Source organism: Nocardia rosealba, assembly GCF_020216065.1.
GTDB lineage: Bacteria > Actinomycetota > Actinomycetes > Mycobacteriales > Mycobacteriaceae > Nocardia > Nocardia rosealba.
This window is the reverse complement of record NZ_JAIWNA010000003.1, coordinates 58,592-81,877: the sequence shown is the minus strand read 5'-3', so window position 1 is coordinate 81,877 and position 23,286 is coordinate 58,592. Positions and strand designations below refer to the sequence as shown.

Annotated in this window: 20 protein-coding genes; 6 read left to right on the top strand and 14 right to left on the bottom strand. The window is 67.7% G+C overall.

Going from position 1 to position 23,286, the window contains the following annotated elements; all coding sequences use genetic code 11:
* Positions 1-1,104, top strand: coding sequence for an Rv3169 family protein (locus LDL21_RS13900; protein ID WP_225280408.1), 1,104 nt, complete (start codon positions 1-3; stop codon positions 1,102-1,104).
* Positions 1,105-1,188: 84 nt separating this feature from the next.
* Here the strand turns inward: LDL21_RS13900 and LDL21_RS13895 are convergent, their stop codons facing one another.
* From LDL21_RS13895 to mqo, 7 genes are all read right to left on the bottom strand, one after another.
* Positions 1,189-2,787: a TROVE domain-containing protein gene (locus LDL21_RS13895; RefSeq protein WP_225280407.1), complete on the bottom strand. Its 1,599-nt coding sequence runs from the start codon at positions 2,785-2,787 to the stop codon at positions 1,189-1,191.
* Between the two features lie 381 nt (positions 2,788-3,168).
* Positions 3,169-3,582, bottom strand: coding sequence for a cobalamin biosynthesis protein (locus LDL21_RS13890; RefSeq protein ID WP_225280406.1), 414 nt, complete (start codon positions 3,580-3,582; stop codon positions 3,169-3,171).
* Positions 3,583-3,783: 201 nt separating this feature from the next.
* Positions 3,784-5,469, bottom strand: a complete 1,686-nt coding sequence (locus LDL21_RS13885; RefSeq protein ID WP_225280405.1) for a cobyrinic acid a,c-diamide synthase CobB — start codon at positions 5,467-5,469, stop codon at positions 3,784-3,786.
* Positions 5,470-5,533: 64 nt separating this feature from the next.
* Positions 5,534-6,148 (bottom strand): cob(I)yrinic acid a,c-diamide adenosyltransferase, encoded by a 615-nt coding sequence (gene cobO, locus LDL21_RS13880; RefSeq protein WP_181696864.1) that lies wholly within the window; start codon positions 6,146-6,148, stop codon positions 5,534-5,536.
* A gap of 33 nt (positions 6,149-6,181) precedes the next feature.
* On the bottom strand, positions 6,182-8,389 hold the full coding sequence (locus tag LDL21_RS13875) for a VWA domain-containing protein (RefSeq protein WP_372462180.1): 2,208 nt from the start codon (positions 8,387-8,389) through the stop codon (positions 6,182-6,184).
* Between the two features lie 181 nt (positions 8,390-8,570).
* Entirely contained in the window at positions 8,571-9,002 is a 432-nt protein-coding gene (locus LDL21_RS13870; protein WP_225280404.1) for a GNAT family N-acetyltransferase, read from the bottom strand.
* Between the two features lie 6 nt (positions 9,003-9,008).
* Positions 9,009-10,541: a malate dehydrogenase (quinone) gene (gene mqo / locus LDL21_RS13865; protein WP_181696862.1), complete on the bottom strand. Its 1,533-nt coding sequence runs from the start codon at positions 10,539-10,541 to the stop codon at positions 9,009-9,011.
* A 232-nt stretch (positions 10,542-10,773) separates the two neighbouring features.
* On the opposite strand from mqo, the gene LDL21_RS13860 reads away from it, so the two are divergent.
* The gene (locus tag LDL21_RS13860; RefSeq protein ID WP_181696861.1) at positions 10,774-11,805 is read left to right on the top strand and encodes an alpha/beta hydrolase; all 1,032 of its coding nucleotides are present in this window, start codon (positions 10,774-10,776) and stop codon (positions 11,803-11,805) included.
* A 7-nt stretch (positions 11,806-11,812) separates the two neighbouring features.
* Here LDL21_RS13860 and LDL21_RS13855 read toward each other — a convergent pair whose 3' ends face one another.
* A complete protein-coding gene (locus LDL21_RS13855; protein WP_181696860.1) occupies positions 11,813-12,376 on the bottom strand; it encodes an alpha/beta hydrolase in 564 nt (187 codons plus the stop codon).
* A 248-nt stretch (positions 12,377-12,624) separates the two neighbouring features.
* On the opposite strand from LDL21_RS13855, the gene LDL21_RS13850 reads away from it, so the two are divergent.
* Positions 12,625-13,068 (top strand): hypothetical protein, encoded by a 444-nt coding sequence (locus LDL21_RS13850; protein ID WP_225280403.1) that lies wholly within the window; start codon positions 12,625-12,627, stop codon positions 13,066-13,068.
* Positions 13,069-13,074: 6 nt separating this feature from the next.
* Here LDL21_RS13850 and LDL21_RS13845 read toward each other — a convergent pair whose 3' ends face one another.
* From LDL21_RS13845 to LDL21_RS13830, 4 genes are all read right to left on the bottom strand, one after another.
* Positions 13,075-14,790: a cobyric acid synthase gene (locus LDL21_RS13845; RefSeq protein WP_255675074.1), complete on the bottom strand. Its 1,716-nt coding sequence runs from the start codon at positions 14,788-14,790 to the stop codon at positions 13,075-13,077.
* An 8-nt stretch (positions 14,791-14,798) separates the two neighbouring features.
* Positions 14,799-15,662 (bottom strand): type I methionyl aminopeptidase, encoded by an 864-nt coding sequence (gene map / locus LDL21_RS13840; protein ID WP_225280401.1) that lies wholly within the window; start codon positions 15,660-15,662, stop codon positions 14,799-14,801.
* 164 nt (positions 15,663-15,826) lie between these two features.
* Entirely contained in the window at positions 15,827-17,167 is a 1,341-nt protein-coding gene (locus LDL21_RS13835) for an RNA-guided endonuclease TnpB family protein (RefSeq protein WP_225280400.1), read from the bottom strand.
* A gap of 129 nt (positions 17,168-17,296) precedes the next feature.
* Positions 17,297-19,582 (bottom strand): FdhF/YdeP family oxidoreductase, encoded by a 2,286-nt coding sequence (locus LDL21_RS13830; protein ID WP_225280399.1) that lies wholly within the window; start codon positions 19,580-19,582, stop codon positions 17,297-17,299.
* 82 nt (positions 19,583-19,664) lie between these two features.
* Here LDL21_RS13830 and LDL21_RS13825 point away from each other — a divergent pair, with 82 nt between their 5' ends.
* Positions 19,665-20,675, top strand: a complete 1,011-nt coding sequence (locus tag LDL21_RS13825; RefSeq protein WP_225280398.1) for an Atu2307/SP_0267 family LLM class monooxygenase — start codon at positions 19,665-19,667, stop codon at positions 20,673-20,675.
* A 1-nt stretch (position 20,676) separates the two neighbouring features.
* Here LDL21_RS13825 and LDL21_RS13820 read toward each other — a convergent pair whose 3' ends face one another.
* Positions 20,677-21,276 (bottom strand): DUF4126 domain-containing protein, encoded by a 600-nt coding sequence (locus LDL21_RS13820; protein WP_181696855.1) that lies wholly within the window; start codon positions 21,274-21,276, stop codon positions 20,677-20,679.
* A gap of 89 nt (positions 21,277-21,365) precedes the next feature.
* Positions 21,366-21,746 (bottom strand): winged helix-turn-helix transcriptional regulator, encoded by a 381-nt coding sequence (locus LDL21_RS13815; protein WP_225280397.1) that lies wholly within the window; start codon positions 21,744-21,746, stop codon positions 21,366-21,368.
* A 78-nt stretch (positions 21,747-21,824) separates the two neighbouring features.
* Here LDL21_RS13815 and LDL21_RS13810 point away from each other — a divergent pair, with 78 nt between their 5' ends.
* Positions 21,825-22,235, top strand: a complete 411-nt coding sequence (locus LDL21_RS13810; RefSeq protein ID WP_225280396.1) for a RidA family protein — start codon at positions 21,825-21,827, stop codon at positions 22,233-22,235.
* 40 nt (positions 22,236-22,275) lie between these two features.
* The gene (locus LDL21_RS13805) at positions 22,276-23,187 is read left to right on the top strand and encodes a helix-turn-helix transcriptional regulator (RefSeq protein WP_308017131.1); all 912 of its coding nucleotides are present in this window, start codon (positions 22,276-22,278) and stop codon (positions 23,185-23,187) included.
* Positions 23,188-23,286 lie beyond the last annotated feature (99 nt).

Genomic DNA, 23,286 nt, shown 5'->3' with positions numbered 1-23,286 from the left:
ATGAACGCGATCATGCCCGTCCCCCTGGACGAATACCCGGTCCATCAGACGCCGCTGTCGCTGGCCCGGGTGGCGACCAGCGACCGGAACTTCTACGACCGCTACTACTTCAACGCCTTCGACCCCGCCGGTGACACCATGCTCATCACCGGGTTCGGCGTATACCCGAACCTGGGTGTGGTCGACGCGTTCGCATGCGCACGCCAGGGCGACACCCAGCACAGTGTGCGGTTCTCCGACGCGCTCACCTCTCGTGATCTCGACACCGGCGTCGGTGGCTACCGCATCGAGGTGATCGAGCCGCTACAGAAGTTGCGCGTGGTGTGCGAGCACGACGATCTCGGTTTCGACCTCACCTGGACCGGGGCGCAGCCGGCCGTGCAGGAGCAACCGCACCTGATCCTGTCCGGCACGCGGCCGATCATCGAGGCCTCTCGTTTCGCCCAATTGGGTTCGTGGGAGGGCACTCTCGCGGTCCACGGGCGCGACTACTCCGTCGACCCGGCGGTGTGGACGGGCAGCCGCGACCGCTCCTGGGGCATCCGTCCCTCCGGCGAAGCGGACCCGGCGGGCCGGCCGACGGGCATGGGTGGTTTCTGGTGGTTGTACGCGCCGCTGCGGTTCCGTGATTTCGCCATCGTGGTGATCGTGCAGGAGGAACCCGACGGCACCCGCACTCTCAACAACGCGGTGCGCATCTGGAACGACGGCCGCAAGGAACAACTCGGCTGGCCGCGCATGACATGGGTCTACGAGCCGGGCACCCGCCACCCCCGCTCGGTCCGCCTCGACATGACCACCCCCGACGGCAAGCCCCTCGAGGTCGAGATCGAGTCGCGCCCCGGCATCGCCCTGCACGTGGGCTGCGGATACGGCGCCGACCCCGACTGGACCCACGGCCGCTGGATGGGCGAGAACTGGTCGCTGTCGAGCACCTACGACCTCACCGACCCCGGCATCCGAGCCCGCGTCCCCTACGGCGTGATCGACCACATCGGCCACGCCCGCTGCGGCGACGCCGAGGGCTGGGGCCTGTTCGAACACGCCTCCATGGGCCGCCACGACCCCACCGGTTTCGCCGATTGGTCCTCGGTCGCCCCCTGAGGGTGAGGAACTTCCGCGCGAGAGGAAAGGTGCCGCCGCGACAACGAGGTCGCGGCGGCTCCGTTTTCTGTGCTGTGTGAACTTCTATGCGGCCGTGGCGAAGTCGGCCAGCAGCGACGGCACGGCGGCGTCGAAACCGGCGACATCGAGCATGCCCGCGTCGTCGGGATCGGCGATGCTGAAGTTCGTCGCGGTCATCCCGACCACCACGAGCTTGGCTCGCGGGTTCATCTCGCGGCGGTAGCGGGCCAGCGCCTGATGCGGGTGCATGGAACCTGCCCAGGTCTCGTTGTCGGTGTAAACCGAGAACACGTCCACCTCGATGCCCTTGTCCAGCGCGTGCAGGATCGGCAGCGCGCAGTCGGTTCCGCCGAACGGCAGTCCCGATACCGTGCGCACCGCATCGTCCAAGCGCTGGCGCGGCGAGATCGCCAGCTCCGACAACCGGTCCGACTGTGACCAGCCCTTACCGCCGCTGGTGAACCCGACGATCCGGTGCCGGGGTTCGGTGCGGGCGGTGACCAGGGCGAGCGCGGCCGATGCCTCGCGTGCCGACAGCGGCAGGCCGCTGATCGGCGCGGTCATCGACCCGGACACGTCGAGCGCGAGCAGGTGCCGCAGACCGGTCGGCTGGATCAGCTCGAACGCCGCGTAGAACGCGGAATCGAGCGCGTCGACGACCGGAGCCGACGGCGTCCAGGTGCCCGAACCGCGTGCCGAACGCCCGGAAGCGTAGGTACGCAGAGCGATCAGCACCGAGACAGGGTGCACCCGAGCCGCGCGCAGTCGCGCCGGATCGGTGAGCTGGGCACAGATCGCGGCCGTCCGCGATCCGAGCGGGTCCAGCATCCCGAGGCGGGTGAGGCGCGGGAGCTGACGCAGCAGTGCTGTCTGCGGAATTCCGTTGTCCAGCAGCGCCTCCCACACCTCGGGTGTGTTCAACGCGGCATCGGGCAGCATCTCCCAGCCGAGCCGGTATTCGCGAACAAGTGCGGGCACCTGATCGGCCGGGGCGGCCTGCGCACGCTGGAAGCCCTCGATCACGGCCAAGCCGTCGAGTTCCGTTGCGCGGCCGCAGATCCAGTCGAACAGCCTGCGCCGTTCGTCGTCGGTGGCCGCCGGGTGCGACAGGCGAAGCAGGTCGCGGTGCGTCCAGCCTTCACGCTGCCGGTACTTGACCGCCTGGAAGGCGAGCGCGTCGACCGGCTTGTCCAGGTACCAGTTCGCCACCGCCCGGCGCAGCCCACGACCCCAGCCGCGGAACTGCTCGATGTAGCCGGCGAACAGGAACAGGTGCGTGCCGGTGCGCGCGACCTGCGGCAACGCGGCCAAGGCGGCGCGACGGCCGTCGACATCACCGACCGACGCGGCGGCGGCGAGTGCGAACAGGGCGGGATTCTGCCGGGGCGCGCGACCTGCGGTGGAGATCTTCACGATCTCGCGCACCAGGTCGGCGGTGTGCTCGGCCGCGTACTCGACGATGAACTCCGCGTTGTCGGCGGTCAGCGCGGCGGGGCTCACGTAGTACGTTCCCGATTCGGTGCCGAGCGTGAGGAAGCGACGCACTCGTGCCTGCGGCGTGATGTCGAAAACGTAACCACCGGCATTGTTCACGACCTGACGATTGTCGGCCGGTGCGGTCTGCGGTGTGTTGCGACGGTTGAACCGCGACAGAATATTCATTGTTCCCCTCCGATACGCCCGTGGGCGTTGCTGTTCGGCCCCGGACCCGGCGGGGCATGTATTCGGAATGGGGCAGGCGTGGTGTTTTCGACCGGAGCCGGAAATTGCTTTCCGACGCGGGGATCGAACCCGCTCGACTTACGAGGTCACCAGATAACCGACCGAATCCGGCCCGCCCTATTCCGTCGCAATCGCACGGCGGGCGTGTGTGTCCCGACCGGACGCGCCGAGTGCTCTACCAGACTGAGCTACCGCCACCGCGCGGTGGCGGGCAGGATTCGAACCTGCGTCCGCTTGGTCCAGAGGTAACCGATCAGTGCCGGCCCGCCGTACGACTGCTGGACCAGACGTTACTGTGCGCGGCCGGTCTTGCCCAGCGAATTAAATCGGGTCGGCATACGCCACTGCCACGACGATTCCATCGACAATTGTTCGTCCGCATACTGATTCGCCATTCCCCGCAAGTAGTGCGGCGGCCTCCGCGACGCTGGGGGTCCCGACCGCTGCCTCGGTGCGAAGCGAGCTGTGTGCAACCTCTACCGCGGACAATTCCTCGGCGGTGAATCCGAGCAGCGCGACTCCTAGCATCGCGGCGGCCGCCCGCACTTCCGGCTCGGCGGCTCGGGTGTCGAGCGTCGCCAGGCAGGCGATGCGGTACTGCCCGACAACCTCTTCGACGGCTCGCACGATGCGGTCCGATGTGGTGCCTGGGCGCAGACCGATGCCGACAGCGACTCGGTCCAGCGACTCGCTCTCGAACTCTCCAGTCGCTTGCGGCCCCATACCGTCAGTCATGAACAATCCGCCACCGAGGTTTGAATCCCGTGGCGGCGGCGACCGAATCCTGCCACCATACGAAATCGGCCATCTCGCTCAGCAGCGGCAGGAGGGCGCCTCGGGGGCTGAACCCCTTTCCCACACCAGCGAATCAGACAAGGCACCGGGGTCGTCTCTCAGCGCGGGCAGGGAGTTCGCGGCGACGTCTCGCGCACTCGATCATCGGCGCCCACGGTCGGCTGTCAGGTCGAATCTCCCTGCGGCGTCTACGAATCGGCGGATGGCGTCAGGGTTACCCGCGGGGTGGGTGTGTAGGTAGGAGGCATGGACCTGGCCCACCACAGCGCCTTCGGAGACGGATACTGTTGTGCGCCAGCCCCATGCGGTATCCGCCGTGCCTGCCTGGATCAGGCGGGTGCGGTGGAATTCGTGGCCGCGTACTCGGGCGCCCGCCTGCCACAGCACCGAATCGTGCAGGGCGACGGCGTCGCGGTAGCCGAGGGTGAGGCGGGGGCCGAATTCGGCGTCGGCATCGATCACTCCCGCCATGGGGTGCCCATCGAGGGAACGGGTGAGGTAGAGCAGTCCGGCGCATTCCGCGTGGATCGGGAGGCCGTGGGTGGCGCCGTCGGCGATCGCGCTGCGCAGGCGCACATTCGCCGAGAGCTGCGCGGCGTGTTCCTCGGGGAAACCACCCGGCAGCACCAGACCCGCTGTGTTCTCGGGCAATTCGTCGGTCAGTGGATCGAAGACAACGACCTGCGCACCCGCTGCCATGAGCAGCTCTCGGTGCTCGGCGTAGCCGAAGGTGAAGGCAGCGCCGCCGGCCATCGCGATCACCGGCCCCCCGATCCGGGTGCGGCGGTCGCCGGCAGTCGCGTCCGTGATCGTGGTGGTCCGCCCGGTTCGCGCAGGTTCGACCGGCCGATTCGCGGCGTGCGCGAACTCGGCCATTCCTGCTGTAACTCCGGGTTCGGTCGACGAGGGCAGCGTTCGGCCGGACAAAGTGGCTGCGGCCTGCGTGTTCGGATCGGTCGGCAGTGGGGATCGCTCGGACAATATCGCCGGGGCGGCGTCGTGTGGAGTTCGCGCGGTAGAGGGCGACCCGCCGAGCTCGCCGGACGGCTGCTCTCGATCGGTCACGGCTCGATCGGCGGCTGCGGCCAGTTCGGTCAGCGGATCCCAGGCGGGTCCCTGCACCGATCCACCGGCCAAGGCGACGATCGCCGAGAGGTCGACGTGGGCGGCGACCAGGGTGGTCATCGCGTCGACCGCGCGGGTGGCGGCGGTCCCGTGTTCGACGGCGGGGATGAGGCCGAGATGGCGTGAGGGGACTTCCAATTCGGTCATGCGGGGTAGCACGCCGAGGACGGGGATGCCCACGCGGTCGCATGCCGAGCGCAGGACCTGTTCGTGGCGTTCGCTGCCGACGCGGTTGAGGATCACTCCACCGAGACGGACCGAGGAGTCGAAGGTGGCGAACCCGTGGAGCAGGGCGGCCAGGCTCTGCGAATGCCCGCGCGCGTCGACGACCAGCACGACGGGTGCGCCGAGCAGGCTCGCCACCTGCGCGGTGGAACCCTCAGCTACCGCCTCCGTCCGGTGCTCGTCGATGCGACCGTCGAACAGGCCCATCACGCCCTCGACCACCGCGATATCGCACCCGCGCGCACCGTGCCGGTACAGCGGGACCACCCGATCCTCGCCTACCAGAACAGGATCGAGGTTCCGGCCGGGGCGGCCGGCGGCGAGCCCGTGATACCCGGGGTCTATGTAGTCCGGGCCGACCTTGAACGGCGCCACCTGGTGGCCAGCCCGCCGCAACGCGCCGATGAGCCCGGTGGCCAGCGTCGTCTTGCCGCTACCCGACGCCGGGGCCGCGATAACGATCGCCGGGGCGCTCACGGTCGCCGCTCCCACACGACCGCCGTTCCACTCCCCGTTCGTTCCATAACGGCTGCCGAGCGAGTCACCATTCGATACCGCGCTGACCCTTGCGGCCCGCGTCCATCGGGTGCTTCACCTTGGTCATCTCGGTGACCAGGTCGGCAGCGTCGATGAGCGCCTGTGGTGCGTCGCGGCCGGTGATGACAACGTGCTGGTTACCTGGTCGGTTGGTGAGGGTTTCGACGACCTCGTCGATATCGACCCAGCCCCACTTCAACGGGTAGGTGAACTCGTCGAGCACGTAGAAGCGGTGCTGCTCGGCGGCGAGACGCCGGGAAATCTCCTGCCAGCCCGCGAGTGCGGCGGCGGCGTGGTCTTCCTCGGTCCCGTGCTTGCGGGTCCAGGACCATCCCTCCCCCATCTTGTGCCACTCCACCGCGCCGCCCGCGCCGGTTTCCTCGTGCAGGGTGCCGAGGGTCCGAAACGCCGCTTCCTCGCCGACCTTCCACTTCGCGCTCTTCACGAACTGGAACACGGCCACGTCGAATCCCTGATTCCAGGCCCGCAGCGCCATCCCGAACGCCGCCGTCGACTTCCCCTTGCCGGGCCCGGTGTGCACGGCAAGCACGGGTTGATTACGCCGCTGCCGCGTGGTCAGCCCGTCCGCGGGGACGACCTCGGGAACACCCTTGGGCACAGCAATCTCCTTCTCTTCACGCTCGGCTGAGGCTCAGGCCGCGCGGTTCGTCGGGTAGCCGGACGCGCGCACCACATCGGCGACGGATTCGCCGGTGAGTTCGTCGAGGCGCAGGTAGCGGGCGCGCAGGTCGCGGGCCAGTTCGGCGGCCAGGCCGAGGCGGATCATGCCGCGCTCGCAGTCGATGACCATGGTGGTGTGACCTTCGCCCGCGAGGAGGCGCGCGGCGGTGCGGGCGCGCGGGAGGGGGTCGGTGCCGCCGGTGGCACGGCCGTCGGTGAGCAGGACGAGCATCGGGCGGCGACGCGGGTCGCGCACGTGTTCGCGGGCGATCACCTCGCGGGCCTTCAGCAAACCGGCAGCGAGAGGTGTCTTCCCGCCGGTGCGCAGACCGGCCAGGCGGCGCACGGCGATGTCGACCGAGGAGGTCGGCGGCAGCACCAGCTCGGCCTCGCTGCCGCGCACGCTGATCACCGCCACCTTGTCGCGGCGCTGGTAGGCGTCACGCAGCAGGGTGACGACGGCGCCGGTGACGGCGGTGAGCCGGTCGCGGGCGGCCATCGAACCGGAGGTGTCGACGGCGAAGACCACCAGATTGCCTTCGCGCCCTTCGCGATACGCGCCACGCAGGTCTTCGATCGCCAAGGCGAGCGGGCCGGCGAACCGGCCGCGCTCGACCTGTTTCGGTGCGGCGGCGAAGACGGTGCCGAGCAGGTGCAGACCGGTGGAGGTGTCGGTGTGGGGGCGGACCATGCGACCGGTGCGGGTCTGGGCGCGGGAGCGGCGGCCGGGGGCACCTTCACCGATGCCGGGGACTTCCCAGCGGGGGGCGGGCTTGGAAGTGGAACCGGGTGTGCCGGAAAGCCTTTCGGCGGTCGGCCGAGAGCCCTTGTCGTCGGAGCCACTGCTGTTCGAACCGGTATCGTTCGCGCGGTTGCCATTCGGGCCACCACCGGGCCCACCGTCCGGACCGCTGTCGTTCGGGCCACTGGGCCCACCGTCCGGGCCGTCGTCATCCGGCCCGTCGCTGTCGCCAGGACCGCCCTCGCGCGGGTCACGCGAGTTGTTGCCCCCGAGCCGATCCCCGGAGCCGTCCCCGTCCTGATCGGTACCTATCGACTCGTCACTCGCGCGACCACCGTCGGCCTGCTCGCCGCTGCGACCGTCCGCATTCTCCCCCTCGAGCGCCCGGTCATCGGCCGACCCGTACGGATCATCGAATTCGTCGTCTTCGGAAGCATTTTCGACTTCCTCGGCCGCCGCCCGCATCGCCTCGTCGAGCTGTTCCTCACTGATCCCGGGCTCGTCGAACGGATCGCGGCGCCGCCGATGCGGCAGGGCCAGCTCGGCTGCGATCCGCACATCATCCTCGGTGACCTGGTCGCGGCCCCGCCAGGCCGCGTGGGCGGTCGCGGTTCGGGCGACGACCAGATCCGCGCGCATCCCGTCGACATCGAACGCCGCACACAGCGCCGCGATCCGGCGCAGCTCGGCATTGTCGAGCACGACATCGGGCAGCCGGTCGCGCGCGGTCAGAATACGTTCGGCGACAACCCGATCCGCGCCGGCGTAGCGGGCGGCGAAGGCGGCGGGGTCGGCTTCGTAGTCGAGGCGGCGGCGCACGACGGCCATCCGGGTCGACACGTCACGCGAGGCCGCCACGTCCACGGTGAGACCGAACCGGTCGAGCAATTGCGGACGCAGCTCTCCCTCTTCGGGATTCATGGTGCCGACGAGCACGAACCGCGCCGGATGCGAATGCGACACCCCGTCGCGCTCCACGTGCACGCGGCCCATGGCGGCGGCATCGAGCAGCACGTCGACCAGGTGGTCGTGCAGCAGATTCACTTCGTCGACGTAGAGCACGCCGTGATGGGCCGCGGCCAGCAGGCCGGGACGGAAAGCCTGCTCCCCGTCGCGCAGCACCCGCTCGAGATCCAGCGAACCGACCACCCGGTCCTCGGTGGCGCCGACCGGCAACTCGACCAGCCGGGCCGGTCGCGCGCCCGTCTCGTCGACCACCGGCGGCAGCAACTGCGCGAGCGCGCGCACCACGGTCGACTTCGCGGTGCCCTTCTCTCCGCGCACCAGCACCCCGCCGATCCCGGGGTGCACCGCCGACAAGATCAACGCCAGCTGCAACCGCTCCTGCCCCACCACAGCCGAGAACGGGAACCCCGCTTCACCCACTCCCCGCGCAGCGGTGTGCGGACCAGCGGCAACATCAGCAAAACCAGGCACGCCCCCACTGTATGCGCGGCCCGATCACCTCTGATCCCCGGGCATCACTGCCCGACGAGCGGCACCCGGTCCGCCGCCCGCGACGATCGCCTCCAGCGGCGTCCCGCCATAGTGGCGCGCGCGTCTCTCGACGGACCGGACGGCATGGCAGACGCAGGCGGTCGGAGATGGATACCGGGGATCAGCCGCGACGCATCGGGACGTGCATGATGCCGTCGTCATCGTATTCCGGCCCGTCGACGGCGAAGCCGAACTTGGCATACATGTCGGCCAGGTGGGACTGAGCGTCCAATCGCACTGTTGCCGAACCGGTTTCGGCCAGCGCGGCCTGCATCAGACGAGTGGTGTAGCCACGTTTGCGGGCATCCGCCGCCACGCACACCCGGCCGATGCGGAATCCGTCCGGCTCTTCGAGCAGGCGCAGAGTCGCCACGATCTCGCCGTCCTCGTCTATCCACAGGTGCCGCGTGCCGGGAAGCAGGTCACGCCCGTCCAGTTCGGGGTAGGCGCATTCCTGCTCCACGACGAACACGTCGACGCGCAACTTCAGCAGCCGGTACAGGGCGGCGGAGTCGAGGTCCGCCGCCCACGACCGTTTCAGCACGACCGGCACGGCGGGTCAGCGCACCTGGGCGAAGCCGAGCGCGTCTTCCTGGGTGGTGGCGCTGACCTCGTCGAGCTTGAGCGACTTGTTGGTCCAGTCCCACACTTCCTGGAACAGGGCCTGGTTCTCCGACAGCTTCTGCCCGAGCGAGGGGATCATCTGCTGCAGCTGCGGGGTCCAGTCGGCGTACTCACGCGGGAAGCAACGCTGCATCACATCGAGCATCGCGGTGACACAGGTCGACGCGCCGGGCGAGGCACCGAGCAGACCGGCGATGCTGCCGTCCTGGGCGGAGATGACGGCGGTGCCGAACTCGAGCACGCCACCGGCACCCTTGCGCCGGATCACCTGCACGCGCTGACCGGCGGTGATGAGCTCCCAGTCGCGGCCGTCGGCCCTCGGCAGGAACTCCTCGAGCACACCCACCTTGCCGTTCTGCGACTTCAGCAGCTCGCTGATCAGGTACTTGGTGAGACCCATCTCGGTGAGACCCACGCCGACGAGCGAACCGATGTTGTTCGGCTTGATCGACTTGAACAGGTCGGCGTTGGAGCCGTCCTTGAGGAACTTGGGGGTCCAGCCGGCGTAGGGGCCGAACAGCAGGCCCTTCTTGCCGTTGATGACGCGAGTGTCCAAGTGCGGCACCGACATCGGCGGCGCGCCGACGGCGGCCTTGCCGTACACCTTGGCCTCGTGCGCGGCGATCAGGTCGGGGTTGGTCGAGCGCAGGAACTGGCCGCTGATCGGGAACCCACCGAAGCCCTTGGCCTCCTTGATGCCCGACTTCTGCAGCAGCGGCAGCGCGCCACCACCGGCGCCGACGAACACGAACTTCGCGTTGATCGTGCGCGACCGGTAGGTGCGCAGGTTACGTACGGTGACGTTCCAGGAGCCGTCGGACTGCTTGTCGAGGTCGCGGACCTCGGTGCCGAAGGCGATCTCGCCGCCGGAGTAGCCGACATAGGCCAGCAGCTGCTTGGTGAGCGCGCCGAAGTCGATATCGGTGCCGCCGTCGGTCCAGTTCAGTGCGATGGGGTCGGAGAAGTCACGGCCCTTGGCCATCAGCGGCAGGCGCGCGGCGAACTCGTCGGGGCTGTCGATGAACTCCATGCCGCGGAACAGCGGGTGCGGCGCCAGCGCCTCGTAGCGCTTACGCAGGTACTCGACGTTGTCGGCACCGTGCACGAAGCTGACGTGCGGGATGGGGTTGATGAAGCGCGACGGGTCACCCAGCACGCCCGCGTCGACCGCGGAGGCCCAGAACTGGCGCGAGACCTGGAAGCGTTCGTTGATGTCGATCGCCTTGCTGACGTCGACCGAGCCGTCGGCGTTCTGCGGGCTGTAGTTGAGCTCGCACAGCGCCGAGTGACCGGTACCCGCGTTGTTCCACGGGTCGCTGCTCTCGGCGGCGGCGGCGTCGAGCCGTTCGAACACCGAAACCGTCCAGTCCGGCTGCAGCTGCCGCAGCAGCGCGCCCAGCGTGGCACTCATGATGCCTGCGCCGATGAGAACTACATCGGTCTTTTCAATCTTCGCAGCGTTCGGCACGGGTAGATCGACTTCCTTGTCCTTCTCAGCTAACCACCGGCGGGTGAGTTCGCTTGGCGCGGGCGCTTGGCAGTGTTGATGCGACTCGCAGTGAATCGCCGGGGGTAGGTTACCCGTCGTTCACCTGAACTCAATTGTGCACCTCAGCAGATCGCCTCACTGCACCCGACCTGCCGAATGTGATGTAAACCAACCCTGCACGTCGCCGTGACCCCGCGATAGATTGGCGGGTGTGACGAACGAAACGCAAGGGATCGCCGACCGGACCGACGAGCAGTGGCAGGCCGACATCCTCGGCACGGCGTACCAGCAGCGAACCCTGCCGCTGGGCACCGACCCCGACGGCGAGGGCGAGATCGTCGCCACCCTGGTTCGCTACCTGCCCGACGCCGCCGCCCCGGCACACGAGCCGACAGTGCTCTACGTGCACGGTTTCACCGACTACTTCTTCCAGGAGCACCTGGCCGAGCATTTCGCCGCACGCGGCCACCGCTTCTACGCTCTCGACCTGCGCAAATGCGGCCGCTCGCGGCGTGAAGGACAGAGCGCGCACTACGTCAGCGACCTGGCGCTCTACGACGCGGAACTCAGCGAGGCGCTGCGGATCGCCCGCGAGGAAACCGGCAACGATGTGCTGGTCGTCGCGCATTCGACCGGTGGCCTCATCGTGCCGCTGTGGCTCGACCGGCTCGAAGCCGCGGGTGGTAGCGCGGCGGCGGGTGTGGTCGGTGTGGTGCTCAACAGCCCCTGGTTCGACCTGCAGGGACCGTCGTACTACCGCACCGTCGGCACGCCCATCATCAACGCCGTCGGCCGGTTCCGGGCGTTCGCGCAGATCCCGGGTATGGGTGTGAGCACCGCCTACGGCGACAGCCTGCACCACACCCGCTCGGGTGAATGGGACTACAACCTGGACTGGAAGCCGTTGACCGGCGAACCGGTGCGTCTCGGCTGGTTGCGGGCGATCCGGCAGGGCCAGGCACGGCTGCAGCAGGGCCTCACCATCGGGGTACCCGCGCTGATCCTGCGTTCGCGGGTCACCAAGTTCGCGCGCCAGCACAGTTCAGCCGTCGACGTGGCCGATGCTGTGCTCGACGTCAAGCAGATCCAGCGCTGGGCCGGCTGCCTGGGCGAACGCACCACCATCGTCCCCATCGACGGCGCTCGCCACGACGTGTTCCTGTCCTCGGAGGCCGTTCGCGCGGTCGCCTTCGCCGAGACCGACAGCTGGCTCGACTGGCTCGCCGCCTACCGCAAGTCCTGACCCCGTTTCACCAGAGGCTGGTGCGCAACACGATCTCGGTGGCGAGTTCGTGGCCAGCCTCGGTGGCGATGTTGTCGACTTCCAAAGGGACGACACGGAATTCGCCGTAGACGAAGCGGCCGGAGGCGTCGGCGGTGGCGCGGGGCAGGCTCTTGGTGACCATCATCGTCACCGGGAGTTCGAGGGGCGGGCAGGCCGGGTCGGGGATCGTGCCGTCGGCGCCGGGCACGGCGGGGTGGCCGTGGTCGGCGACGACGAGACTCATGAACCGGCCGAAGCGGCCCGCGCACACCCGCCACGCGAGTGCCGCCCCCGCACCGCGTCCGGCCACGTTCACGTAGGGCAGTTCGAGTTCGTCGAGAATGGCGTGCACCCCCGCGGGCTCGAGCCCTTCGACGGATTCCACGACGACGGTCTGCAGATCGGATTCGTGCAGCCGCGCGCACACCTTGTCGAACACATCAGCAGGGTCGTCCGCATCGGGAAGCAACAGCACATTGTGCCGTGAGGAGGGCCCGTCGACCCGCACTGTCCAGGCCTGGTCACCGACCGTGATCTGCCGAGATTTCATGCCGGTTTACGGTACACGCCCACCCTTAACGCCACCTGCCGTTCGGCCCCGGCTCTCCATCGGGCCGATGCCCGTGTACTGGGCTTTCACTGCCCGGAACCGTCGAATTGCCAAACCTGTCACAAGAGGGGTGCGCTCTCGGTGAGGACGAGAGCGGTTCCACACCCGGCGGGCGTCGCGACCTGAGGCACAGCCGTGCCACTCGCCATAGGATGGCCATCGAGTTCTATCGACATCATGGGGGGCATGTGAAAAGGATCATCCAGGCCGTGCTGTGCGCGGTCGGCGCCGTCGTCTTCGGAGCAGGAGCGCTGACGGGGGTCGCGCATCTGGTCAACGCCACCGCCTACCTCGCGGGATTCGGCGAGGAGGTGACCGTCCGGATCGAGGAAAGCTCCACTTCGGGGATGAGCAGCGGCCACGCGGGTATCGGAACGATCGTCGAGGACGGGCGCACCGTCCGACTCTTCGACGTCACCGAAGGCGAAACAGTCGACGCCCGAATGGTTCTCATCGACATCGGCAAAGACACCCAGGCCTACACCACACCCGCCACCGCCGCCAAGGACTACATCTGGATCTTCGGCGTCGTCGTACTCGGCGCCCCGGCCCTGGTATTCGCCTTCGCCGCGTACGCCCTCAGCCGTGGCCGGCCGAAACCGAGCAGCACTACCGCCGAGTCCACGGCGTGAACGCTTTTACGCACCGGGGACGTCGAGGATTCCACTTCGGATGATCGGGAGGTTGCTCGCGCCGCGCGCTACCAGTTCTTCCAGGGCGGGGATATCGACGTTCTTCTCGATCAGGTCGGCGAGTAGGTCGAGCTGGGCTTCCCGCACGGCGGCGACGGACGTATCGGGGGCGACGGTGAAGCCGGTACGTCCCGCTCGAGTGGCGACTTCGGTCAGCCAGGCGCGGCGGAACTCGTCGGATTCGAGCACGCCGTGCACGTGGGTACCCCAGATCGCTTCTCGTGCACTGCCTTCCGGAGCACCGCCGATGGTGAGCCAGGCAGGGTCGCCGGTACGCCGCACCCGGCCGTGGTGGATTTCGTAGCCGTGGACCGGGACATCGGCGGCAGTCCCGGCTACCTGTTGTGCGATCTTCGGCTCCGCGAACTCGATGTCCAGGTCGAACAGGCCGAGGCCGTCGCCCACCCACGGATTCCCGGCCTGAACTCCCTCGTCTGCAGGCGCACGTCCCGGGGCAGCGTCGTACTCGGGCGCACCCACCGAAGCCACGCCGCGCTCGGGCACACCCGCCGAAGCCGAGTCACGCCCGGGCAAGCCTGCCGGGGCGGCGTCGCGCTCAGGAACAGCAGCCGTCGGCGACGGAATGCGATCTCCGACCACATATTCCACGCCGTCGATGATGCGGCAGCCGAGCATCTGGTAGCCGCCGCAGATGCCGAGGATGGGGCGACGCGCTGCGGCTCGGGCTCGCAGGGCGTCATCGATTCCCTTGGTGCGCAACCATTCCATGTCGGAGACAGTGGATTTGGAACCGGGCAGGACGACGAGGTCGGCGCCGGCGATCTGGTGGGGGCTGTCGGCCCAGTGGACCGAGACGCCGGGTTCGCAGGCCAGCGCTTCGATGTCGGTGGAGTTGGAGATGCGGGGTAGGCGGATGGCGGCGACGGTGAGCCAGTCGGTCCCGTGGGGTGGGGCGGGGCGGCCGACGGGAGTGCCCGCGATGGTGCCGAGGGAGTCTTCGGCGTCGAGCCAGAGGTCTTCGGCGAACGGGAGCACGCCGAGGGTCGGGCGGCCAGTGAGGGCGTAGAGCTGGTCGAGGCCGGGTTGGAGCAGGGACACATCACCGCGGAACTTGTTGACGATGAACCCCGCGATGAGTTGCTGGTCTTCGGGTTCCAGGACGGCGACAGTGCCGAACAAATGGGCCAGCACCCCGCCCCGGTCGATATCGCCGACGACGAGAACCGGAAGGTCCGCCGCACGCGCCAGCCCCATGTTCGCCAGATCGGTCGCGCGCAGGTTGATTTCGGCGGGCGACCCGGCGCCCTCACAGATCACCACATCGAATTCCGCACGCAGCGACGCGAGTTCGTCCGCGACTACTTCCCGCAACTGCTGACGGCGCGTGAAATAGTCTCGTGCGCCGACTGTTCCGATCGCCTTCCCACGCACCACCAATTGGGAACGGCGATCACTGCCTGGCTTCAACAGCACCGGGTTGAACCGCACGCTCGGCTCGAGCCCACAGGCGCGCGCCTGCAGAGCTTGCGCGCGCCCGATCTCCCCACCGTCGAGCGTGACGACGGAATTGTTCGACATGTTCTGCGCCTTGAACGGCGCCACCCGCACCCCGCGCCGCGCCAGCATCCGGCAGATCCCCGCCACCACAACGCTTTTGCCCGCGTCGGAGGTGGTCCCGGCGATCAGCAGTGCCCCGCGCAGCACACCACTCACGGCAGGGTCAGGATTTCCGCGCCCGTCTCGGTGACCACCAGGGTGTGTTCGAACTGCGCGGTCCACTTGCGGTCCTTGGTGACCACGGTCCAGCCGTCGTCCCAGATGTCGTAGTCGATGCCGCCGAGGTTGATCATCGGCTCGATGGTGAAGGCCATGCCCGGTTCGATGACCGAATCGATGCTGGGCTGGTCGTAATGCAGGATCACCAGGCCGCTGTGGAAGGTGGGGCCGACACCGTGACCGGTGAAGTCGCGAACAACGCCGTAGCCGAAGCGGTTGGCGTAGGCCTCGATGACACGGCCGATGACATTGAGCGCGCGGCCCGGCTTGACCGCCTTGATGGCCCGGTTGGTCGCCTCCTCGGTGCGCTCGACCAGCAGCCGCACCTCCTCGTCGACATCACCGGCGAGGTAGGTCTTGTTGGTGTCGCCGTGCACGCCGTGGATGTAGGCGGTGACGTCGATATTGACGATGTCACCGTCCTCGATCACGGTCGAGTCGGGGATGCCGTGGCAGATCACCTCGTTGAGCGAGGTGCAGCACGACTTGGGGAAACCCTTGTAGCCCAGCGTGGAGGGGTAGGCGCCGTGGTCGCACATGTACTCGTGGGCGATGCGGTCGAGCTCGTCGGTGGTGACGCCGGGCGCCACCGCCTTGCCCGCCTCCTCGAGTGCCTGGGCGGCGATCTTGCCCGCGATCCGCATCTTCTCGATGGTCTCGGCCGTCTGCACCCAGGGCTCTTTGCCCTCGTTGACCGTCGGTTTCCACACGTATTCGGGGCGCTCGATGGAACGCGGGACATCCCGGATCGGCGACTGGGTGCCGGGGACGAGTGGCTGACGGGTGCGCACGGACATACCGGAAGTGTACTTACAGCGTGTCTCGACACTCTGCAGCATCCAGACACCGCCCTTCTCGGGCGTCCGTCACTTCACGCCACAACCGCGGAGTGAGCGATGGTTCTCGCGTCGACCAGGTTGGTTTCACCAACACCGCGAGGGTGTCGGCCAGCGCCCACCTGTCAGCGAGCTTTGGTAACCCGGCCTCCTGCTCGGGGGTCCGGGGATTGTGAGAAGACTTTCTCGATCGTGGGCCATTGCGCGAGGTTGACCGCAGCGTTGTAGTCCCGGTCACCACGATGCCCGCATTCGCACACGAAAACTCGATCAGCCAACCGCAGACCTGGGTTGATCCTCGTGCAGACGCAGCAGCGTTTACTCGACGGAAACCATCGATCCGCGACCGCGATCTCGCCGCCCCGCCATCTTTGCTTGTACGTCAACAGCCGAGCGAGGTCGGCCCACCCAGCATCGCTGATCGCGCGAGCCAGATGGCGGTTGCCCAGCATTCCCGCCACATTCAAGCCTTCGATGACGAGCCGGTCGTGGTTTTTGACCAGCTCGTTGGTGAGCTCATGAGCGAAATGACGACGAATGTTTCCGACGCGGTGATGATGTCGCGCCAATCGCATGGCGGCTTGGCGGTGTTTGATCGACCCGCGCTGTTTGCGTGACACCGCTTTCGCGAGTCGACGTTGGGTACCAAGGGCTGCTGTCAGCGGTCTAGGCGCGGCGACCCGTGCGAGCTCGGCACCCTCGGCGGTCGCTGTGACCGCAAGCACGGTCAAGCCGCGGTCGATCCCCACCCAGCCACCTTGATCGCCGGGGTTGTGCGGCTGGTGGTGGTGTTTGTGGTGCAGATCACTCGCTTCGCACGTCAAGCTGATCCACCACCGCTGGGCCCGAAAGCTGACCGAGGCATACAGGATCTTTGCCCGTCCCTTCGCGAGCATGCACCGCAAGCGTCGGGTATCGGCCCGGACCTTGATCGCACCGATCCCCGGCAACGTCACCGAACGAACGGTCTCATTATCGCCGACCCGGATCGCGGCCCGCCCGTTCTTGGAGTGCTTGTTTCGGATGCGGAATGAGGGAGTGGTCTCGAGCTTCTTTTTGAACCGGGGAAACCCGACCCGCCGACCCGCTCGTTTGCCCCTGCGGGAATCGGTGAACGCGGCCAGCGCGCGTCCGCAGTCGACAGCAGCTTCTTCGAATACTTGCTGACACAACTGGTTTCGCCACGCCAACCCGGTCACCACTATCTGAGCGGTCCCACCCGAGTCGACGGCAACGACCCGTCCCGCATCTTCGGTCTTCTTCCAAGCGTTGAAGTCGTTGATCAGGTCGAACCCCGACCAGGGCACCCGGTGTTCAGGATCGGTCTTGCGGAGGGCGAGCGCTTCTTTCACCGTGTCGAGGCTGCGATTGAACGCAAACCTGGCCGCTCCGGCGTGGCGGGCGAGCACTACCGACTGCTCGACGGTGGGGTCGAGTTGGTACCGGAAGCCGGTGTGGCGGACCATGATCGAACGATTGTGGCACAGCACATCTACAGCAAACAACCGGGTCCACCAGGGTGCTGTAGCCGCTGGCGGCCCATACGTGCCTGATTGTGCAAAGCCGAGCTGCCACACGAGCTCCCTGGCGACCTCTCAGCGGACCCCGGGATCGGTCGTGACAGGTTCGAGGCGGACGACGATGCCCTTCGAGGTCGGGGTGTTGCTGATGTCGGCGACGCTGTCGAGGGGTACCAGGACGTTGGTCTCCGGGTAGTAGGCCGCCGCCGACCCCCGGCTCGCCGGGTAGGCGACCACGACGAACTTCTCGGCCCGCCGTTCACTGCCGTCGCGCCACACGCTGACGATGTCGACGGTGTCGCCGTCGGCCAGGCCGCGTTCGGCGAGGTCGTCAGGGTTGACCAGCACCACCCGGCGCGCGTGGTGGATGCCGCGATAGCGGTCGTCGCTGCCGTAGGGAATGGTGTTCCACTGGTCGTGGGACCGAAGTGATTGCAACACGAGGTAACCCGGTGGCACGTCGAGCGAGGTCACCTCGTTGCAGGTGAACCGCGCCTTACCGGTGGCGGTTCGGAAGACGCCCTCGTTGACCGGATTGATCAACCGCAGCCCACCCGGTTGCGCCACCCGCTCGTTGAAGTTCTCGAAACCGGGCACGACCCGGGAGATGCGGTCGCGAATGGTCCCGTAGTCGGCGACGAACTCCTCCCACGGAATCGCCGAGGATCCCAGCGTGCGGCGCGCGAGCCGGGAAATGATGGCCACCTCGCTGAGCAGGTGTGGTGAGGCCGGGTCGAGGCGCCCGCGCGAGGCGTGCACTTCACTCATCGAGTCCTCGACGGTGACGAATTGTTCGCCGCCTGCCTGGATGTCGCGGTCGCTGCGGCCGAGTGTCGGCAGGATCAGCGCGGTATCGCCGCACACCGTGTGCGAGCGATTGAGCTTGGTGGAGATCTGCACGGTGAGCGCACAGCGACGCAATGCCGCCTCGGTGACCTCACTGTCGGGGGTGGCGCGTACGAAATTGCCTGCGACACCGACGAACACCTTCGCCTTGCCGTCGCGCATGGCACGGATGGCGCCGACCGAATCCAGACCGTGTGCTGCGGGCGGGGTGAAGGCGAACTCTGTGCCGAGCGCGTCGAGGAAGGCCTGCGGCGGACGTTCCCAGATGCCCATCGTGCGGTCGCCCTGGACGTTGCTGTGCCCGCGCACCGGGCACACACCCGCACCGGGGCGGCCGAGATTGCCGCGCAGCAATAGGAAGTCGACGATCTCGCGGATGGTCGGCACGCCGTGTTTGTGCTGGGTGAGGCCCATCGCCCAGCACACGATGATCTTCTTGCTCGCCAGCACGCGCTGGTGCGCCTGCTCGATCTCCTCGCGCGTGAGCCCGGTGGCGGCGAGCGCGGTGTCCCAGCTGATCGCGCGGGCCTGCTCAGCGAATTCGTCGAAACCACTGGTGTTCTCGGCGATGAACTCGTGGTCGAGCACGGTGCCGGGGGCAGCGTCTTCGGCATCGAGCAGCAGCCGGTTCAGCATGCGGAACAGGGCGAGGTCGCCGCCGGGGCGGATCTTGAGGAACTGGTCGGCGATGGCGGTGCCGCGTCCGAGCACACCGCGCGCCTTCTGCGGATTCTTGAACCGGATGAGTCCGGCCTCGGGCAGCGGATTCACCGCGATGATCGTGCCGCCGTTGCGTTTGGTCTGCTCCAGCGCCGAGAGCATGCGCGGATGGTTGGTGCCGGGATTCTGACCGACGACGAAGATCAGGTCGGCCTGATAGATGTCCTCCAGCGACACGCTGCCCTTGCCGACACCGAGCGTTTCGGTGAGCGCCGACCCGCTGGATTCGTGGCACATGTTCGAGCAGTCGGGCAGGTTGTTGGTGCCGTAGGCGCGCACGAACAGTTGCAGCAGGAACGCGGCCTCGTTGCTGAGCCTGCCCGAGGTGTAGAACACGGCTTCGTCCGGCGAGTCGAGGCCGCGCAGGGTGGTGGCGACGAGGTCGAGGGCGTCGTCCCAGCCGATGGGTTCGTAGTGGGTGGCGCCGGGTCGTTTCACCATCGGTTCGGTGAGGCGGCCCTGCTGGTTGAGCCAGTAGTCCGACATCGTGTCGAGTTCGGCGACGGGATGCTCGCGGAAGAAATCGGCGGTGACGCGACGCGTGGTCGACTCGTCGGCGATGTGGCGTGCGCCGTTCTCGCAGTACTCGTTGGTGGTCCGGTGCTTCGGCTCCGGCCACGCGCAACCGGGACAGTCGAAACCATCGGTCTGATTGATGTTCAGCAAGGTGAGCGCGGTGCGCGGCAGCGTGCTCTGCGACAGGGAGTACTTCAGCGCGTTGACCACGGCGGGGACACCGACCGCCCACTGCTTCGGTGGTGTGACCGTCAGGTCGTCGGCGGGGTCCTCGATCATGAGGCCAGCATAAACGGGAATGATATCGGACCACGGTCCGTTTAGACTGGGGAACAGAACGCGACCTGGAAACGAGGTTCACATGGAACTGGGGCTCACCACCTTCGCCGAGCGGTACCCCACGGGCGATCTGCCCGCGCCCACGGCGGCCGAGCGGCTGCGTCAGGTGGTCGACGAGGCCGTGGCCACCGAGGCCGCAGGCCTGGATGTGTACGGCGTCGGCGAGCACCACCGCCAGGATTTCGCCGCCTCCGCACCGGCCGTGGTCCTGGCCGCGGCGGCAGCCCGTACCGAACGGATCCAGCTGACCAGCGCGGTGACCGTGCTCAGCTCCGACGACCCGGTGCGCGTGTATCAAGACTTCGCGACGCTGGACGGCCTGTCGAACGGGCGGGCCGAATTGATGGCCGGGCGTGGGTCTTTCACCGAATCGTTCCCGCTGTTCGGTTACGACCTGGGCGATTACGACGCGCTCTTCGAGGAGAAACTCGGCCTGCTGCTTCGGCTGCGCGAGGAGGAGCCGGTCACCTGGTCGGGCCGGTTCCGCGCACCGCTGCACGAGGCCACCGTCTACCCGCGCACCGACGACCGGCCGCTGCCGGTGTGGATCGCGGTCGGCGGCAGTCCCGAATCGGTGATCCGCGCCGGGCTGCTCGGTCTGCCGTTGGCGATCGCGATCATCGGTGGGCAGCCCGCGCGGTTCAAGCCGCTGGTCGAGCTCTATCACCGGGCGCTGGCCGAAGGTGGGCACGAGAAGCAGCCGGTCGCGGTGCACGCGCACGGGTACATCGCCGACACCGACGAGCAGGCGGTCGCCGATTTCTACGAGCCGTACGCGATGGCGATGTCGGTGATCGGACGCGAGCGCGGTTGGGGCCCGATGACGCGCCAGCAGTTCGACGCGTTGCGTTCTCAGAGTGGGTCGTTGTTCGTCGGGACCCCGGACTACGTGGCGGCCAAGATCGCCGATGTCCGCGACACCCTCGGCCTCGACCGGTTCATGCTGCATACCAGCGTGGGCACACTGCCGCCGGAGAAGGTGCTGCACACCATCGATCTGCTCGGTTCGAAGGTGGCGCCGCAGGCGCGGTGATCTACTCGAGTGCGTCGACCGGTCGCGTCTCGCGCCGTTCCCTTCTTCGTCGCAGGTAGCGGCGGATCCGGCTGGCGCACAGGTACACGACCCACAACCCGATCGCCAGCAAGATCGCGGCGATGACGGCTGCCAGAACCGGAAAGAACACCGCGAGCGTGATGATGCCGCCGACGCTCAAGTCCTCGGCGGTACTCATCGCGATATTGGTGACCGGTTCCGGTGAGGTGTTGATGGCCATCCGGGTACCGGCTTTGACGATGTGACTGGCCAGCGCGGTCGTGCCGCCCACGGCCGCGGCGAACAATGTGGGTAGCGAATCGTCTTGTCCGGCAATCAGAGCCGACACCACCGCCCCGGATGCCGGACGCACGACCGTGTGCACCGCATCCCAGAACGAGTCGAGGTACGGGATCTTGTCGGCCACGGCTTCGATGAGGAACAGCACGCCCGCCGCGACGAGCACATCGGTGCGCTCCAAGCCCGCGGGCACGTCGTCGGTCCACCCGATCCGCCCGAACAAGCCGAGCAGGAACACCACCGCGTACGCGTTGATCCCGCTGGCCCAGCCAGCGGTGAAGATCAGAGGCAGCACCGACACGTCATCAGCCTAAGCCCGGGTACCGACACAGACTCGCAGGCGACGACGTTGCGGTCGAGTCCTCCCCGATGAGCCAAGGCCCACCGGATTCACCTCGCACCCAGTTCTGCTTCCTCACGCTCGTCGTAGGCATCGCGGGCGCGGTGGATCGCGGGCATCTGTTCGGCCGCCCAGGCGAGCAGGACGTCGACCGGGTGGCGCAGGGTTTTGCCGAGCGGGGTGATCCGGTACTCGACCGCGACCGGACGGGTGCCGACCACGTGCCGTTCGATCACCCCGTTGCGTTCGAGTCTGCGCAGGGTCGCGGTGAGCGACTTCTGCGTCACCGAGGGGATGGCGCGGCGCAATTCGTTGAACCGGGACGGTCGCTCGCAGAGTTCGTTGAGAACGCTCAGCGACCACTTGTCGAGCACCTGGTCCAGCAGCTCACGGTGCGCGGTGTCGATGCGGAGTTCGTCGGCGGTATCCATGCTGAAACCTGATTTCGTTGAAGTGTCCTTTGTGCACTAGGTAGCTTAGCGATACTTACAACGAACGGAGCAAGAACCATGACTGTCGAGCACATCACCCCCGCCGGAATGCTGCAGCCCGCGCCCTACCACCACGTGGCTGTGGGCACCGGATCGCGGCACGTGCACGTCAGCGGGCAGGTCGCCCGTCTCGCCGACGGAACGCCCGTCGCACCCGGCGACCTTGCCGGCCAGGTCGCCCAAGCCCTGCGCAACACCGCCGTCGGCCTGGCCGGCGCAGGCGCCACCTTCGCCGACGTCCTCCGCCTGACCTTCTACGTCACCGGATGGACCCCCGACCAGGCCGGTGCCTTCATGTCCGGCGTGGAATCCGTCGCCGCGGAGATCGGCCTACCCAACCCGATGCCCCCCGCCTCACTCATCGGCGTGGACGCACTGTTCGAGGCGGACATGATGGTGGAACTCGAGGCAACGGCAATCGTCGATTGACCCCTGCCGAGCGTGCCGCACCACACCGACCCGCGAAGCCATGTTCGGTGCGGCACACTCCGCGACCCCCGATCTCCCCACTGCCCCGAGTGACTACGTTGGAGTCATGGGCGGTGCGGCATCGGTTCGGCGGCGTGAACAATTGCGCGAGTTTCTGCGGGCTCGGCGGGAGCGGATCTCACCCGGTGAGGTGGGGTTGCCTGCGGGTGGGCGGCGGCGGACGCCCGGGTTGCGACGGGAGGAGGTCGCGATGTTGGCGGGGGTCGGGGTGTCTTGGTACACGTGGCTCGAGCAAGGACGCGACATTTCGGTGTCCGGCGATGTGCTCGACGCGGTGGCGGGGGTGCTGCGGATGGACGATGCCGAGCGCTCGCACCTGTATCTGCTCGCCGGACTCAACCCGCCGCCCGCGAGTGGGTCGGGAACGCCGGTGACCGAGGAGATTCGGGCGCTCATCGATGGGTGGGAGCGTGGGCCCGCCGTGGTGCGCGACTGCTACTGGAACATATTGGCGTTCAACACTCTTGCCGGTCGGCTCTTCGGCTGCGACGACGGGGAACCACACAACTGCCTCGTTACCTTCTTCACCAGTCCCCGCTACCGTGGCCTGCCCGAGATCTGGGCCGCTGCGGCACCGGGTGTTGTCGCGGCCTACCGTGCCGACGCGGCGCTCGCCCCGCACGACGACGAATTCGACCGTGTGGCAAAAGACCTCGTGGCATCGTCACCCGATTTCGCACAACTGTGGGACCGGCACGAGGTGGGTGTACCCGCGCAAGCAGTCAACGCGCTACTCCACCCCGAAGCCGGCGAACTGTTCTTCGACGCGACAACCCTCACCGTCGCCGACAACCCCAATTGGTCCGTAGTCCTCTACAACCCGAAACCGGGCACAGCCACCCACGCCCGCCTGACCACCCTCCCCCACCTCCACCTCACCGAATCCGCCTGAGCCAGAACAGCAGCGGCATCGTCTGTACGCCCTGTGGCATCGACCACTGACGTGGCCGGGGGTCGCCGAATCACCTCGACGTTCAGGTCGACGGTCCTA

Bases quoted from the DNA above. Each gene is read 5' to 3' on its own strand.
- LDL21_RS13815 (WP_225280397.1), bottom strand. From the start codon at position 21,746: ATGGATACCGCCGACGAACTCCGCATCGACACCGCGCACCGTGAGCTG.
- LDL21_RS13900 (WP_225280408.1), top strand. From the start codon at position 1: ATGAACGCGATCATGCCCGTCCCCCTGGACGAATACCCGGTCCATCAG.
- LDL21_RS13855 (WP_181696860.1), bottom strand. From the start codon at position 12,376: ATGAAATCTCGGCAGATCACGGTCGGTGACCAGGCCTGGACAGTGCGG.
- map (WP_225280401.1), bottom strand. From the start codon at position 15,662: ATGTCCGTGCGCACCCGTCAGCCACTCGTCCCCGGCACCCAGTCGCCG.
- LDL21_RS13810 (WP_225280396.1), top strand. From the start codon at position 21,825: ATGACTGTCGAGCACATCACCCCCGCCGGAATGCTGCAGCCCGCGCCC.
- LDL21_RS13895 (WP_225280407.1), bottom strand. From the start codon at position 2,787: ATGAATATTCTGTCGCGGTTCAACCGTCGCAACACACCGCAGACCGCA.
- LDL21_RS13890 (WP_225280406.1), bottom strand. From the start codon at position 3,582: ATGACTGACGGTATGGGGCCGCAAGCGACTGGAGAGTTCGAGAGCGAG.
- LDL21_RS13830 (WP_225280399.1), bottom strand. From the start codon at position 19,582: ATGATCGAGGACCCCGCCGACGACCTGACGGTCACACCACCGAAGCAG.
- LDL21_RS13805 (WP_308017131.1), top strand. From the start codon at position 22,276: ATGTTCGGTGCGGCACACTCCGCGACCCCCGATCTCCCCACTGCCCCG.
- LDL21_RS13825 (WP_225280398.1), top strand. From the start codon at position 19,665: ATGGAACTGGGGCTCACCACCTTCGCCGAGCGGTACCCCACGGGCGAT.
- LDL21_RS13835 (WP_225280400.1), bottom strand. From the start codon at position 17,167: ATGGTCCGCCACACCGGCTTCCGGTACCAACTCGACCCCACCGTCGAG.